At 38.0% G+C, this 15,397-nt stretch carries 17 protein-coding genes; 13 read left to right on the top strand and 4 right to left on the bottom strand.

Annotation, left to right across the window (positions count from 1 at the left end; genetic code table 11):
- Positions 1 to 419 precede the first annotated feature (419 nt).
- The 3 genes from mdtJ (at position 420) to NBG71_RS04640 (ending at position 2,491) form a co-directional block, all read left to right on the top strand.
- Positions 420 to 860 carry a multidrug/spermidine efflux SMR transporter subunit MdtJ gene (gene mdtJ, locus NBG71_RS04650; protein WP_075671146.1) on the top strand — a complete coding sequence of 147 codons (441 nt, stop codon included), beginning with the start codon at positions 420 to 422 and terminating at the stop codon, positions 858 to 860.
- A 2-nt stretch (positions 861 to 862) separates the two neighbouring features.
- Positions 863 to 1,195: a multidrug/spermidine efflux SMR transporter subunit MdtI gene (gene mdtI / locus NBG71_RS04645; RefSeq protein ID WP_023582084.1), complete on the top strand. Its 333-nt coding sequence runs from the start codon at positions 863 to 865 to the stop codon at positions 1,193 to 1,195.
- A 432-nt stretch (positions 1,196 to 1,627) separates the two neighbouring features.
- A complete protein-coding gene (locus NBG71_RS04640) occupies positions 1,628 to 2,491 on the top strand; it encodes an SDR family oxidoreductase (protein WP_075671085.1) in 864 nt (287 codons plus the stop codon).
- A gap of 33 nt (positions 2,492 to 2,524) precedes the next feature.
- Here NBG71_RS04640 and NBG71_RS04635 read toward each other — a convergent pair whose 3' ends face one another.
- Positions 2,525 to 2,869 carry a RidA family protein gene (locus tag NBG71_RS04635; RefSeq protein WP_072068200.1) on the bottom strand — a complete coding sequence of 115 codons (345 nt, stop codon included), beginning with the start codon at positions 2,867 to 2,869 and terminating at the stop codon, positions 2,525 to 2,527.
- A gap of 85 nt (positions 2,870 to 2,954) precedes the next feature.
- Here NBG71_RS04635 and yoaA point away from each other — a divergent pair, with 85 nt between their 5' ends.
- The 5 genes from yoaA to rnd all read left to right on the top strand — a co-directional run bounded on the left by yoaA (position 2,955) and on the right by rnd (position 9,588).
- A complete protein-coding gene (gene yoaA / locus NBG71_RS04630) occupies positions 2,955 to 4,898 on the top strand; it encodes a DNA repair helicase YoaA (protein WP_083629065.1) in 1,944 nt (647 codons plus the stop codon).
- A gap of 92 nt (positions 4,899 to 4,990) precedes the next feature.
- A complete protein-coding gene (tsaB, locus tag NBG71_RS04625) occupies positions 4,991 to 5,692 on the top strand; it encodes a tRNA (adenosine(37)-N6)-threonylcarbamoyltransferase complex dimerization subunit type 1 TsaB (RefSeq protein WP_075671087.1) in 702 nt (233 codons plus the stop codon).
- Positions 5,693 to 5,784: 92 nt separating this feature from the next.
- Complete coding sequence (locus NBG71_RS04620) at positions 5,785 to 6,381, top strand: Slp family lipoprotein (protein ID WP_075671089.1); 597 nt, start codon at positions 5,785 to 5,787, stop codon at positions 6,379 to 6,381.
- Between the two features lie 301 nt (positions 6,382 to 6,682).
- Positions 6,683 to 8,371 (top strand): long-chain-fatty-acid--CoA ligase FadD, encoded by a 1,689-nt coding sequence (gene fadD / locus NBG71_RS04615; RefSeq protein WP_075671091.1) that lies wholly within the window; start codon positions 6,683 to 6,685, stop codon positions 8,369 to 8,371.
- A 98-nt stretch (positions 8,372 to 8,469) separates the two neighbouring features.
- On the top strand, positions 8,470 to 9,588 hold the full coding sequence (gene rnd / locus NBG71_RS04610) for a ribonuclease D (protein ID WP_191901279.1): 1,119 nt from the start codon (positions 8,470 to 8,472) through the stop codon (positions 9,586 to 9,588).
- A gap of 373 nt (positions 9,589 to 9,961) precedes the next feature.
- On the opposite strand, the gene minE is transcribed toward rnd, so the two are convergent.
- From minE to minC, 3 genes are read right to left on the bottom strand one after another with little or no spacing between them, the layout of a single operon-like run.
- Positions 9,962 to 10,231: a cell division topological specificity factor MinE gene (gene minE / locus NBG71_RS04605; RefSeq protein WP_023582089.1), complete on the bottom strand. Its 270-nt coding sequence runs from the start codon at positions 10,229 to 10,231 to the stop codon at positions 9,962 to 9,964.
- Positions 10,232 to 10,234: 3 nt separating this feature from the next.
- On the bottom strand, positions 10,235 to 11,047 hold the full coding sequence (minD, locus tag NBG71_RS04600) for a septum site-determining protein MinD (RefSeq protein ID WP_099660358.1): 813 nt from the start codon (positions 11,045 to 11,047) through the stop codon (positions 10,235 to 10,237).
- Positions 11,048 to 11,069: 22 nt separating this feature from the next.
- Entirely contained in the window at positions 11,070 to 11,771 is a 702-nt protein-coding gene (gene minC / locus NBG71_RS04595) for a septum site-determining protein MinC (RefSeq protein ID WP_075671097.1), read from the bottom strand.
- 133 nt (positions 11,772 to 11,904) lie between these two features.
- Between minC and NBG71_RS04590 the strand changes: the two genes are divergently transcribed.
- The 5 genes from NBG71_RS04590 to NBG71_RS04570 are packed head-to-tail and all read left to right on the top strand — an operon-like array spanning position 11,905 to position 15,068.
- On the top strand, positions 11,905 to 12,192 hold the full coding sequence (locus NBG71_RS04590) for a YcgL domain-containing protein (RefSeq protein ID WP_069369136.1): 288 nt from the start codon (positions 11,905 to 11,907) through the stop codon (positions 12,190 to 12,192).
- A gap of 24 nt (positions 12,193 to 12,216) precedes the next feature.
- Entirely contained in the window at positions 12,217 to 13,344 is a 1,128-nt protein-coding gene (locus NBG71_RS04585; RefSeq protein ID WP_075671099.1) for a lytic murein transglycosylase, read from the top strand.
- Positions 13,345 to 13,397: 53 nt separating this feature from the next.
- Complete coding sequence (locus NBG71_RS04580) at positions 13,398 to 14,054, top strand: fumarylacetoacetate hydrolase family protein (protein WP_075671101.1); 657 nt, start codon at positions 13,398 to 13,400, stop codon at positions 14,052 to 14,054.
- A 36-nt stretch (positions 14,055 to 14,090) separates the two neighbouring features.
- Entirely contained in the window at positions 14,091 to 14,534 is a 444-nt protein-coding gene (gene ycgN / locus NBG71_RS04575; RefSeq protein WP_075671103.1) for a cysteine cluster protein YcgN, read from the top strand.
- A 57-nt stretch (positions 14,535 to 14,591) separates the two neighbouring features.
- Positions 14,592 to 15,068 (top strand): DUF6392 family protein, encoded by a 477-nt coding sequence (locus tag NBG71_RS04570; protein WP_250916582.1) that lies wholly within the window; start codon positions 14,592 to 14,594, stop codon positions 15,066 to 15,068.
- Positions 15,069 to 15,397: the final 329 nt, after the last annotated feature.

The following is a 15,397-nucleotide window of genomic DNA, read 5'->3' as shown; positions in this document are numbered from 1 at the left end:
TTGGAAACTAAAACTTAAACAAAACCAACCAATTAACTAAAAATTTTTCCTCAAAAGCATTGCTTTAAATAATTTGGCGTGATAGAAATATCATGTAACATTTAACCATCTTATATGAGGGTTCGGAGTATATCGTGCGGATGGTCTGTGCGATGAAAGAATAAATAATCATGACTAGCGCCAAAAGCGTCAAAGTTAAACGTTCTACCTATAAGTTATTCCTTTCTGCTATTTTATCCAGCGAACACTACTGGTGTGGCGCATTATAGAAACCTCTCATCTTAATTCCTGAGTTATCAGGAAACGACGTTGCCTTAACGTTCGGCTTCTATTGCCGCCAGAAAGACTATCTACATATTCTCTATCTTCTGCGCAAGAAACGTTTTGGCGTATTTCGAATGTGTATGAGAGATGAAAAAATGATTTATTGGATATTTTTAGCATTAGCTATTGTTTGTGAAGTTATCGGTACTTTATCTATGAAGTACGCCAGTGTGAGCGGTGGTTACACTGGTATGATTGTGATGTGGTTGATGATTGCCACTTCCTATATCTTTTTAGCCATAGCCGTTAAAAAAGTGGCATTAGGTGTAGCATATGCACTGTGGGAAGGTATTGGAATTGTCATTATTACGACATTCAGTGTCCTGTGGTTTGGTGAATCACTTTCACCATTAAAATTAGGTGGCCTAGCAATGCTAATTGCAGGGATCACGCTTATCAAATCAGGTACTAAAAAATCGGCTGTTGCTAAGAAAACAACAGAATCGGTAAAAAGTATTGCTGGTAAAGCTAAGCATGTTGCCAGTGCTGTAAAAGGAGCGAATAAGCCAATTCCTGCCAATATCAAGGAGGCTTAATTATGTTAGCTCAATTTGAATGGTGGCACGGTGCATTTTTAATTCTTGCTGTAGTTCTCGAAATTGTCGCGAATATATTCTTAAAAATGTCGAACGGTTTTAGTCGAATGGGATTAGGAATATTATCACTATTTTGTGTGTTAGGTGCTTTTAGTGCACTGGCAATGGCCGTCAAAGGAATAGAGCTTTCGGTAGCTTATGCACTTTGGGGAGCATTCGGAATTATTGCAACTATCGCCGCCGGTTGGATTTTATTTAATCAAAGACTCAATTATAAAGGATGGGGTGGAATTATATTATTACTGGTTGGTATGGTAATGATTAAATTTGCTTAAATCTCAGTAATTTAATAAGTACCATTTTGGTAAAAATAGAAATTTAATAATCACAGCAAGAATAAATTATATTAAAAAAGCTGAATTCATCGGAATTCAGCTTTTTTGTATCTACTGTTTAATCTTTTTAGAGTGATATAAATTTAATTTTTTCTTCATTGTCCTAAAAGTTATTTTATATACAAACCGATTACGATATAAAACATAGTAATAACAAATTTAAATAGTAGAAAAGGGTATCTAAAATTGCAGATTGATAGCCTGTTGGCATTCAGAGGCTATAAGTTAAAGTCAAAAAACAGTAAAAATTAAAATATTCTTTCTATCTTTAATAATAGTGAATATGCAGAGGTTTTATGGAAAAACACTATTGTTATTATTTTCTCTTTGATGTTATTTTTTACTGATAACATGAAAAAAATAGGAATAGAGATGAAACGGATATTAGTTGCAGGTGCAACAGGTTATTTAGGCCGATTTCTTGTACAAGCATTAAAAACACAAGGCTATTGGGTGCGTGTTTTAGTCAGAAATCGCTCGCAAGCAGCACTGTTTACTGATGTTGATGATATTTTTATTGGTGAAATAACAAAACCCGAGCAATTAAAAAATAGTACAAAAGATATTGACTGTGTTATTTCCACGATAGGGATCACTCGACAAAAAGAGGGGTTAACCTATATGGATGTTGATTATCAAGCAAATATAAATCTTCTTGAAGAAGCAATAAAATCACAAGTTCAACAGTTTATTTATATCTCTGCTATTGATGGAGATAAATACCGCCAATTAAAAATCTTTGAAGCCAAAGAACGTTTTGTTGATAAATTGAAACAATCGAATTTACCTTATTGTGTCATTAGGCCAAATGGCTATTTCAGTGATATGGGGGATTTCTTACAAATGGCCTCATCAGGAAAAGTCTATTTATTTGGCTCAGGAGAACAACAAATAAATCCTATTTCTGGAAAAGATCTAGCCGAATTTGTGATTAAAATGATAGGGCATACTACGAAAGAAATTTCTGTGGGTGGGCCTGATATTTTGTCATTAAATCAAATTGCTGAACTTGCAGGCATGGCATTAAATAAGAAAATAAAAATTATCCACTTACCAGATGTATTAAGAAAAATGACTATTTTTATATTACGTCATTTTACTTCTCAAAAGTTTTATGGGCCTTTTGAGTTTTTCTTAACATTTATGGGCACGAGCCATATCGGTGGAGTATATGGTAATGAACATTTATTAGATTATTATCATGATTTAGCCAATAAACTAAATTCAAAAAAATAAGCACCCATAAAAGTAGGTGCTTATTAAATATTTTCACATTGCCGCGATAATTTTGATTTCGACTTTATATTCAGGGTGCATTAGTTGTGCTTGCACAGTACAACGCACAGGTGCGCTACCTTTGGCAACCCATGCATCCCACGCTTTATTCATACCCTCAAAATCAGCTTTATCAGCTAAAAAGATTGTCGCATCAAGAATTTGAGTTTTATCAGAACCTACACGTTGTAACAAAACGTCAATTGCCGCTAATGTGTCTGCTGTTTGTTCAATAATATCGCCTGATAAATTCTCTGGCACTGCAGTGTAATAAATAGTGTCGTTATGAATAACGGCTTCAGACCAGCGATCTTCAGGGTCGATACGTTTAATTGTCATTATGAGTTCTCCTTAGTATTAACGGCATAGGTGGTACTTTTGGTTATCCACTGGCATAATTTACGTCTTATTTTATAAAAAGAGTATGCCTGTGTCAGACGATTTTGCAGAAAACGGGATTTTAACCCGAACTATTCCAGGATTTCATCCCCGTGAAGCTCAACGACAAATGGCGAAATCAATAACGGAAACTATTGATAAGCAAGGTGTACTTATTGCTGAAGCGGGTACAGGTACCGGAAAAACGTATGCCTATCTCGTACCTGCATTGCGTTCGGGTAAAAAAACTATTATCTCAACAGGCTCTAAAGCCTTGCAAGATCAATTATATAGCCGAGATTTACCCACGATCATTGAAGCGATTAATTATGATGGTAACACGGCGTTATTAAAAGGGCGCTCTAACTATCTCTGTTTAGAACGACTTGATCAGCAAATGCTCAGTGGTGGTGATCTGGAAGCTGAAGTTTTGTCTGATGTTATGTATGTACGCCAATGGTCAACACAAACAGAAGATGGTGACGTTAGCCGTTGTCATAGTGTTGCAGAAGATAGTCGGGTTTGGCCTTTAGTCACCAGCACTAACGATAACTGCTTGGGGAGTGATTGCCCTCGTTATAAAGAGTGCTATGTTTTAAGCGCACGTAAAAAAGCAATGGATGCGGATGTCGTTGTGGTTAATCACCATTTATTTATGGCAGATACTGTCGTTAAAGATACTGGTTTTGGTGAGTTAATTCCGGAAGCTGAAATTATGATCTTTGATGAAGCCCATCAAATTCCAGATATTGCTAGCCATTATTTTGGCCAACAACTTACCAGTAGACAGTTGTTTGATCTCGCCAGAGATATGACTGTTGCTTATCGCACAGAAGTGAGAGACCAAGTTCAGTTACAAAAAAGTGCCGATAGATTAACGCAGATGGTAATGGATTTTCGCCTAGCGTTAGGTGAGACAGGTTATCGAGGAAACTTACGTGAGCTATTGCAAGGTGGCGAAACAAAACGTTTTCTAACGTTACTGGATGATGCCTTAGAACTGAGTTATGACGTAATGAAACTCTCGTTAGGGCGAAGCCAATTACTTGACAGTGCTTTTGAACGTGCCACTGTTTACCGCAATCGATTAAAACGCCTGATTGATACCACAATTCCGGGTTATAGCTATTGGTTTGAAAGTTATGGTCGCCATTTTTTATTAGCTATCACACCGCTATCTGTTGCAGAGAAATTTCGCGAATTAATCAAATCGCATAAAAGCAGTTGGGTATTTACCTCAGCAACACTTTCTGTAAATGAGCAGATGTCTTATTACACAGATAGATTGGGCTTAGAAAGTGCGACAACTCTGATCCTAAACAGCCCATTTGATTATCAACATCAAACATTACTCTGTGTGCCACGTTATCTGCCACCATTAAATCAGCCTTATACGGCAAAACGTTTAGCCACTATGCTAACGCCAGTTATTTTAAAAAACCAAGGTCGCTGTTTTTTCCTCTGTACCTCACATGCCATGATGCGTGGACTTGCTGAAGAGTTTAAAGCCAGTTTGCCATTACCTGTATTGATGCAAGGTGAAATGAGTAAGACGCAATTACTGCAAAAATTTGTTTCATCAGGAAATGCGCTTTTAGTTGCGACCCAAAGTTTTTGGGAAGGTGTTGATGTGCGTGGCGATACGTTGTCTTGCGTGATTATTGATAAATTACCATTTACAGCACCTGATGATCCTCTATTAAGAGCACGCATTGAAGATTGTGAATTGCGAGGTGGAGATGCTTTTAGAGACGTCCAAATTCCTGATGCTGTTATTAGTTTAAAACAAGGTGTTGGGCGGTTAATTCGTGATGTACACGATTATGGTGCAATTATAGTTTGTGATGATAGGTTAGTTTCTCGTGCTTATGGTGAAGTTTTTTTAAGTAGTTTGCCTCCATCACCTCGCACGCGTTCACTCGAAAAAACAATGAAGTTTTTGAGCCAACGCGCACAGCAGAATGAAATACAAGAAATATCGGATTCATAATAGCGATCGCACAGAATGTGTGTTTATTCTGTTGAACACTATTATGATATTATTCTTCCTCTTTTAATTATCGAATTTGCCGGAGTTATGGCGTGTCACTGCGAATTTTAGCAATTGATACTGCAACAGAATCTTGTTCAGTTGCAGTTTGGAATGAAGGCGTTGTTGCTTCACGTTTTGAAATCTCACCTCGTGAACATACACAAAAGATTTTACCTATGGTGAAAAGCGCCTTAGAAGAAGCAAACATCACATTGCAATCATTAGATGCACTTGCTTTTGGACGAGGTCCCGGAAGTTTTACAGGTGTTCGTATTGGTGTAGGTGTTGCACAAGGCATCGCGCTAGGTGCAGAATTACCCATGATTGGTATTTCATCACTTGCCACAATGGCTGAAGGTGTCTTTAGAACAACGGGTATTAAACAAGTTCTCGTGGCAATCGATGCGCGTATGGGTGAAATTTATTGCGCTCAATATCAGCGTAATGATGAAGGTGTTTGGATAGGCGAAGACACTGAAGCCGTAATGAAACCTGAGCAATTTATTGAAGCATTACAATTAACAACAGGAACATGGGCGATGGCAGGTACAGGATGGCAAGCTTATCCTGATTTAAAAGAGGCACTGCCTTTCACTGTTGTTGAAACTGAGATTACGCTTCCTGCTGCACAAGATATGTTACCTCTTGCTGTAACCGCTTGGCATGAAGGTAAAGCAACGAAAGTTGAAGACGCTGAGCCAGTTTATTTACGTAATGAAGTGACATGGAAAAAACTGCCTGGCCGTGAATAGATTTAGAAGTATCTATTAGAAGCCTAAGAGTGAAGCTAAGCTATAATATTATTATAGAGTAACGTTAATATTGACTTGCAATGAGGTGGTTTATGAACAGACAATTAAACTACCGTTTGGTAAGCAAAGCGCTATTTCTATCTGGTGCTTTGTTTCTAGCGGGATGCGTCTCTATACCTGAATCAATAAAAGGTACATCAGCAACGCCAGTGACTAATTTAAATGGTGTTTTTGTTGCGCCTGAACTTTATATTGGTCAAGAAGGGCGTTTTGGTGGGCGTGTGATTGATGTTAAAAATCTTCAATCGTCAACGCAGCTAGAAATTGCCGTTATGCCTCTTTCTCAATACGATGCTGCGCCCGAATTACATCAGCCTTCTATTGGGCGTCTCTATGCTAATGTTATGCATTTCTTAGATCCCTCTGATTATAAAAATCAATACGTAACCGTTGTTGGTACTATTAAAGGTGTTGAAACTGGCAAAGTTGGTGAGGCCAGTTATCCATTTTTACGTATTGATGTGACAGGTATGAAACGCTGGACACTGACACAGCAAGTCATTATGCCCGCACCTGTTATGACATGGGGATATTATGGAGATGGCCCATATTGGGGTTATCACCATGGATATGGCGGTTATGGTGGATATCCATATGGAACTGGTCAGGTTGTACCCGTTTTAGAATAAAAAGCGGGCATTAGATTACATGACGATATAATATTTTATCTTCATTTGTGTGAAACGGTGTATAATCAATATCTATAATATATTAGGTAACTATCTAATAGAGTTATTAAAGTTGAATAAAAATAAAAGAGAGGGCGGTTTTGACCGCCTTCTTTTTTGTTAATCTAAAAATAAAATATTTAGTGACACACTTCGCATCTTCACAACAGAAAATTGTTTGTGCTGGTAGGATGAGTTAATACTTTGTTAAAAATGAAACGCAATATTAACCCAAGAAGTGCGATTAATCAGGAGTACTACTTTGGAAAAAGTCTGGCTTAAACGTTATCCGGCAGATGTCCCGGCTGAAATTGACCCGGACCGTTTTGCATCCCTTGCAGAGATGCTTGAAAACGCTGTCGCAAATTACGCAGATCAACCCGCCTTTATCAATATGGGCGAGGTCATGACTTATCGCAAACTTGAAGAGCGTAGCCGTGCTTTTGCAGCATACCTGCAAAATGGCTTAGGATTGAAAAAAGGTGATCGTGTCGCCTTAATGATGCCTAATTTACTGCAATATCCTATCGCGCTTTTCGGTATTCTTCGTGCAGGCATGGTTGTCGTAAACGTAAACCCACTTTACACACCAAGAGAACTTGAACATCAGTTAAATGACAGTGGTGCAAGTGCCATTGTAATAGTCTCTAACTTTGCGCATACGCTCGAAAAAATCGTATTTAATACCAGTATTAAACACGTTATTTTGACCCGAATGGGTGATCAACTATCCCGTCCTAAAGCAACATTAGTCGACTTTGTTGTTAAATATATCAAACGATTAGTTCCTAAATATAATTTGCCTGATGCAATTTCATTTCGTAGAGCAATGCATTTTGGCTATCGTATGCAATATATTAAACCTGAAATTACAGGTAAAGACTTAGCCTTCTTGCAATATACAGGAGGCACAACGGGAATTGCTAAAGGCGCAATGTTAACGCATCGCAATATGTTGGCAAACCTTGAGCAAGCGAAAGCGGCTTATGTACCCGCACTAAATGTAGGCAAAGAGCTGGTGGTAACTGCATTACCGCTGTATCACGTTTTTGCTTTAACCGTTAACTGTCTACTCTTTATTGAAATTGGTGGTAAAAACTTACTTATCACTAACCCTCGTGATGTGAAAGGTACAATTAAAGAGCTAGGACGTTACCCTGTCACGGCAATCACTGGCGTAAATACTTTATTTAATGCTTGGTTGCAAAATCCAGAATTTCGTCAACTCGATTTCTCCAAATTGAATCTCTCTGTTGGCGGCGGTATGCCTGTTCAAAGTAGTGTTGCTAAAGAGTGGGAAGAGTTAACGGGTAAACATTTATTAGAAGGTTATGGCTTGACGGAATGTTCTCCTTTAGTCACTGGTAACCCTTATAATCTGAAAAAATACAGTGGTAGTATTGGATTACCTGTACCTTCAACGGACGTTAAGTTTATTGATGATGAAGGTAACGAAGTTGACCGCACTGTAGGCGGTGAAATGTGGGTTCGTGGCCCTCAGGTAATGAAGGGTTATTGGAATCGCCCTGATGCAACTGATGAAGTTCTACACGATGGTTGGGTCGCAACAGGTGATATTGCGACAATGGATGACGAAGGCTTTATTCGTATCATTGACCGTAAAAAAGATATGATCTTAGTTTCAGGCTTTAATGTATACCCTAATGAAGTCGAAGAAGTCGTTACGGCACATCCTAAGGTTTTGGAGTCGGCTGCAATTGGCGTACCGAGCAAAAACTCAGGTGAAACAGTTAAAGTTTTCATTGTGAAAAAAGATCCATCATTAACGGAAGATGAGATAAAAACACACTGTCGTCGTTACCTAACAGGTTATAAAGTACCTAAAATTATTGAGTTTCGTGATGAATTACCAAAATCAAATGTTGGTAAAATTTTACGCAGAGAGTTAAGAAATGAAGAAAAAGAGTTGAAAACCTCAACTGAATCTTGATACAACACTTAATAACCTTTTTCAATTTCGCCGGTTTATACCGGCGTTTTTGTGATCACATAAAAAGTCATTAGACATAAAAACAAGAGAAACCTGTTTTGAATTATCAATTGATTACGACAGACACTGCACTAGATTCCGCCTGTAAAGCTGCTTCAGAGGCTTCACAAATTGCTTTAGATACAGAGTTTGTCCGCATACGTACCTATTACCCTCATCTTGGTTTGATCCAGATGTATGACGGTAAACAGATCTCTCTTATTGACCCGTTAGCAATTAAGGATTGGGCTCCTTTCATTGAGCTATTAACAAACCCGGGCATCATGAAGTTTCTCCATGCTGGAAGTGAAGATCTCGAAGTTTTTTCTCACCAATTTGGTTGTGTTCCAACACCGATGATTGATACTCAAGTAGTCGCTGCATTTTTAGGCCATCCTATCTCTTGTGGTTTCGCGACATTAGTTGAGAAATATGAAAATGTTGCACTAGATAAAAGTGAATCCCGAACAGACTGGTTAGCGCGCCCTTTAACTGAAAAACAGTGCCAATATGCTAGTGGTGATGTTTTCTACTTACTACCTTTAGCTGAAAAATTAATTGAAGAAGCTGAAGAAGCAGGCTATATGGATGCGATCGCAGATGAATGCAAAATGATTGCAGAGCGTCGACAAGAAACGGTTGTACCAGAGCTCGCCTATCGTGATATTAGCAATGCATGGCAATTAAAAGACCAACAGTTAGCATGTTTACAAATGCTTGCTCAGTGGCGCTTAAATCAAGCTAAAGCTCGAGATATGGCATTAAACTTTGTTGTAAGAGAAGAACACTTATGGTCTGTTGCTCGTTACCTTCCATCCTCATTAGCAGAACTCGATGCATTATCGCTTTCAGGTCAAGAAATTCGTTGTCATGGTCGTCGTTTATTAGATTTTGTTGTTAAAGCTAAAGAAGTTAAAGATGAAGATTGCCCAGAGCCTATTGGTAATTTAATTGAACAACCAAACTATAAAAAAGCATTTAAAGCGATTAAAGCAGTTATTCAAGAAATTAGTGAAGATAAGCGCTACAACCCTGAACTGTTAGCCTCAAGAAGGCAGATTAATCAGCTATTAAGTATTCATTGGAAAATAAAAGAAGGGCAACCTGAATTAACTTCACGTTGGCGTAAAGCATTATTAGAAGAAAAAGTGACAGAAATTCTGGCGCAATATCCATAGTCTTGTTGATTGTTTATTTTCTAATAATTAATCTCCTTAAAATAAAAAAGGATTCTTAGTTCAATAAATAAACAAAATAAAGAATAACATTAGGAGTCTCTTTTGAGGCTCTTATTTTTTGCACACAAAAAACACCTAAAGAAGGTGAAGGTAGAAATAGACTAAATAGATTATTAGTAAATATAAGTATTATGACAAAATAATCGGTCTCCTGTGACTTATCACCAATGATTAAAATAGCAACAAGATATAGCGCTATTTGCGCATTCAGGTGTTTTCAATATGTATATAATTAAACACAGAGCCAATCAAATTGATTATAGTTTATGGCTGGCTCTGTGAATAATGACTTAGATAAAGCGTAAAATATGATTTACTTTGTAGGCTCTTCACTCTCAGGTAAAGTCACATTTAGCTCTAATACAGAGATATCATCGCCTTTTTGTTCAAATTGAACAGAAAGCATCTCTGGATCAATCTGTACATATTTACAGATGACACCTAATAAATCTCTTTTCATATCAGGTAAATAAGCTGGCTCGCTATCACCACGGCGACGTTCTGCTACGATAATTTGCAGACGCTCCTTGGCAATATTAGCTGTCGACTTTTTGCGCGACAGGAAAAAATCTAGTAAAGCCATCTTTTACCCCCCAAAAAGGCGTTTCAGAAAGCCTTTTTTCTCTTCTTCAATAAAACGGAATGGATGTTCTTCACCTAACAAACGATTTACTGTATCTGAATAGGCTTTACCTGCATCAGATTCGCCATCTAAAATAACAGGTTCACCTTGGTTAGATGAACGTAAAACAGATTGATCTTCTGGAATAACACCCAATAGTGGAATGCATAGAATTTCAAGGACATCTTCCATACTTAACATATCACCACGGCTAACGCGGCCAGGATTATAACGAGTTAATAAAAGATGTTCTTTAATTGGATCTTGACCACGCTCAGCGCGACGTGATTTAGAAGCAAGAATTCCTAAAATACGGTCGGAGTCACGTACAGATGATACTTCAGGGTTTGTTGTAATAATGGCTTCATCTGCAAAATAAAGGGCCATTAATGCGCCACTTTCAATACCCGCAGGAGAGTCACAAATAATAAAATCAAAACCCATCTCATCGAGTTCATCTAATACTTGTTCTACACCATCACGGGTGAGAGCGTCTTTATCTCTTGTTTGTGAAGCAGGGAGAATAAACAGATTTTCTGTGCGCTTATCTTTAATCAATGCTTGATTTAAAGATGCATCCCCCTGAATAACATTAACAAAATCATAAACAACTCTACGTTCACAACCCATGATAAGGTCTAAATTACGTAACCCAATATCAAAGTCGATAACAACCGTCTTATGACCTTTTTGAGCGAGGCCGGTAGAAATGGCCGCGCTGGAAGTTGTTTTACCAACCCCACCTTTACCTGACGTAACAACAATAATGCGTGCCATGGAGTGATTCCTTGTCGATGCTCTAAATTAAGTTCTCGATTGTTAATTCATTCTCTTGCAGGCTAAGTTGTACTGATTTACCAACAAAGTCTGTAGGAATTTGGTCGCTTAGCCAATATTGACCAGCAATAGAAACAAGCTCAGCGGACAGATGTGTACAAAAAATATGGCTTTCTTTATCACCCGATGCACCAGCAAGTACACGCCCACGCAATACACCATAGACATGAACATTACCATCAGCAATTAATTCAGCGCCTGCACTCACATTACTAATAACAACTAAATCGCTATTTTGAGCATAAATGCGCTGACCTGAACGAACAGGAGTATGGATGATTTTTGTTTTTTGACGAACAGCTGTCGGTGCTTCATTCGTTTTATCGTTATTTGCCTGAGTGCTCGGCTTAACTATTTTACCTTCATTTAAGATAGGTAACTGTGCGGCAATTATCGCTTCTTTCTGTTGAGCGTCTGAACTACCACTAATTCCCACGACGCGTAAGCCAGCATCTTCTACAATTCGCCTCAGTTTTTTAAAATCAATATTTTCATCTGCTAAAGCAGAGACATTGATAACCACAGGTGCATTTTTCAGAAATTGAGGCGCTTGTGCAATTTTTTCTGAAATTGCCTGACGAATAACTTTCGGTGTTCCATCGTTTAAATGGAGTACTGAAAGGGTAAAATTACTGCCTTTTAACTCAATGGGCGTGTTTGACATCTATCTGACTCAGTAAATTTTTTATAATCTGGCACAAAAAACCAGAGACGATATTACGAAAGTATATAAGCATGTTATATTTACTAAAATATTCAGGCAAGTCGCTTATTTTAATAATTAGAGTTTAATGAAAATGATTTGTGCAATTTACCGTAGTACCAAACGTGATCAAACTTATTTATACATCGAAAAAAAGGATGATTTCTCTCGAATTCCAGACGAATTATTACAAAGTTTTGGCGAACCACAGTTTTCAATGTTGCTTAATCTCGCGGACAGACAGCGTTTAGCGCATGCTGACATTGAAAAAGTCAAAAAAGCATTAGTAGAGCAGGGTTTTTACTTACAAGTTCCGCCACCTGTCGAAAGTATGTTAAATGCTTATTTAGATGAATTAAAAAAATCAGAAAAAACTGAATAAATCATCGAGATAAAAGGAGCATAAATGTTCAAATATTCATTCATCGCTGTGATTGTTTCCGGTTTAATGTTATCGGCGTGTACTAATGGCCAACAAAAATTGGCTGAAAGACAAATTACTGCACCAGAGGCAACGGCAGTTGAAACACAAAAAACGCCTCGATGGAAACAAGTGGATGTTGCATCGTTAGAACAAGCATTTCCTAAAGAGACACGTATTTCTGCACAATTCCCTGCTTATGTTGAAGCTCTGAAATTAAAAGCAGCTCAGTTGGGATATAAACAAGAAACAATAGATTTTGCTTTTTCAGAAGCCCATTTTATTGAACGAGTGATTAAATCAGACCGTAATCAGCCGGAAAAGAAAATCACACTCGATGTTTATTTACCACGCATTGTCACTAACGGTCGTTTAAACCAAGGGGCCAAGCTCTATAAAGAGAATCAAGATACTCTAGAACAAATCAGCAAGAGATATGGTGTACCTGCAAACTATATTGTTGCGTTATGGGGACTTGAGAGCGGCTTTGGTAAAGTGCAGGGCAAAGAAGATGTTGTTTCTGCACTTGCAACACTCGCATTTGAAGGCCGCAGAGAAGAACTCTTTACACGCCAGCTAATGGCAGCATTGGAGATTATTGAGGAAGGGCATATCCCTCAAGGACAGCGTCTCAAAGGCTCTTGGGCGGGCGCTATGGGGCAAACTCAGTTTATGCCATCTTCTTTCCTAACTTATGCCGCAGATGGCAATGGTGACGGAAAAATTGATATTTGGAATACCCAAGAAGACGCATTTGCTTCGGCAGCTAACTATTTAGCAACGGAAGGTTGGAAAAGTGGACTTCCTTGGGGAGAACAAGTTACTTTATCGGTAGATTTTAACCAACAGCTTGAAGGGATTAAGACTGAGCAGAAAAAAACGGTTGCTCAATGGAAAGCATTGGGTGTTCAATTGCCTGCAAATAGTCAATTGAACGATGCAATGCCAACATGGTTAATTATTCCTGATGATGATTTGCACAGAAGCTATTTAGTGACACAGAACTTCCGTACGATTATGCATTGGAACAGCTCTTACTTTTTTGCTCTTAGCATTGTCACAATGGCTGATGGCGTTGCTAATAAAATAAATTCACTGCCAAGCGCGAGTTAATCGCGTTTTTACAGTGAAATAAAACACAGCAATTTACCTAAAAGGAACACATTATGTATCAACATCGTGATTGGGAAGGTGCATTACTTGATTTTCCTGTCAATAAAGTGATTTGCGTTGGCAGTAACTATGCAAATCACATTAAAGAGATGGGGTCCGTTCGCTCAGAAGAGCCTGTAATTTTTATCAAACCAGAAACAGCTATGTGTGATATTCGCCAACCTATTGCTATCCCAAAAGATATGGGGGCGGTTCACCACGAAATTGAATTAGCAGTACTGATTGGTCAGCCACTTAAACAAGCTAATGAAGATAGAGTTGATCGCGCAATTGCGGGTTTTGGTATTGGTCTTGATCTCACATTACGTGATTTACAAGGTAAATTGAAAAAAGCAGGGCAACCGTGGGAAAAAAGTAAAGCGTTTGATGGCTCTGCACCATTATCGGGCTTTATCCCTGTCAATTCATTTGGCGACCCGCAAAACGCAGATTTAATGTTACGTGTTAATGACGAGATTCGTCAGCAGGGTAACAGTCGTGATATGCTAACCCCTGTTTTACCCCTTATCAGCTATATGTCTCGCTTTTTTACCCTACGTCCTGGTGATGTGATTTTAACGGGAACTCCTGAAGGTGTTGGCCCTCTAGAATCAGGCGATATGTTGGTATTAAGTGTTAATGAACATCAGCTGACAACGCGGGTTATTTAATTCGTATTAGATGAGCAATAAGGTAATAACGTAGAGATGACACAGGCTTTTTGGCAGACTAAAACATTAGATGAAATGAGTGATGATGAGTGGGAATCGCTCTGTGACGGGTGTGGGCAGTGTTGTTTACACAAGTTAATGGATGATGATACTGACGAGATATATTTTACCAATGTCGCTTGTAATCAGCTAAATATTAAAACCTGCCAATGCAGTAATTACGAAGATCGTTTCCGTTATGAGCCAGATTGTATCAAGCTTACACGGTATAATTTACCTACATTTGAGTGGTTACCAATGACATGTGCGTATCGTCTGTTAGCAGAAGGCAAAACGTTACAAAGTTGGCATCCACTTATTGCAGGTAATAAAGCAAAAATGCACCAAGGTAATATTTCTGTAAGATATATAGCAGTGCCAGAAACTGAAGTTGAAGATTGGGAAGAACATATTCTTAATCGTCCGAAAGGACGTGGTTAATTTCTTATTTTCATTAAAAAGCTCCTTTATAGGAGCTTTTGTTAAGGAATGTAAGTAATGACACTAGATATTGCTGGGCTAACTGCCCAATTAGGGAAGAAGTATCAAGATGTTTACGATCAAAATTTAATTCCTTATAAGTCCAAACCTAAAAATGGCAGTTTGGCGATGAGAAAAGAATCTCTTCACTTATATTTTGAGCCCTATGGTGTCGGTTTAAGTGAAATCACGCTGACGCTATTTGATGAAAAAACAAAGCAATTTCATTTCCCCCACGCACTTCCTTTCGGGTTACAGCCATTTATGACACAAGAGTGGTTACATGCTCATTATGGAAAACCGATCCGCTTTGCTAAAAAGAAAATTGTAATGTCACTTCATTTAGGTGAAGCTGAAGTTTTTGAGTTACCCAATAATAATCAGGTTATTTTTATCGCCAGATATCCCTATGTTGGTGAGAATGTAGTGATCTCGCTTACCTTTGAATTACGCGAAAGTTTAGAAAAACGGTGGGATGTTAACTACATGGCTTGATATTGTGTTAGTAACAAAAAATTCCCTTTTTGAAGTTAATAAGAGAATAAGTCATTCACCAAATAATCTTTTTAAGAAAATCTATTGACGAGATGGGAAATATAGTTCACTATTATTCTCATGGTGGGAAATTTGAATTTCACCAACTAAATGAATAAATGCCTCGCTTATGCGGGGCTTTTTGCATTCTAGGTCTGTGAAAATATCCGCCATATTTCGTAGCAAAATTCTGAGTCATATTCAGTGATTGAAACATACATCATTATTAAAATGATGCGTTTTTCTTCGCCGTTTATTACCTGAATTTACTGAAAGAGAAGATTGGATTT

This window comes from Proteus sp. FZP2095 (assembly GCF_023701425.1).
In the GTDB taxonomy this organism is placed as follows: Bacteria; Pseudomonadota; Gammaproteobacteria; order Enterobacterales; family Enterobacteriaceae; genus Proteus; species Proteus cibarius.
The sequence above is the reverse complement of the archived record's forward strand: the minus strand, read 5'-3'. Positions and strand labels throughout refer to the sequence as shown.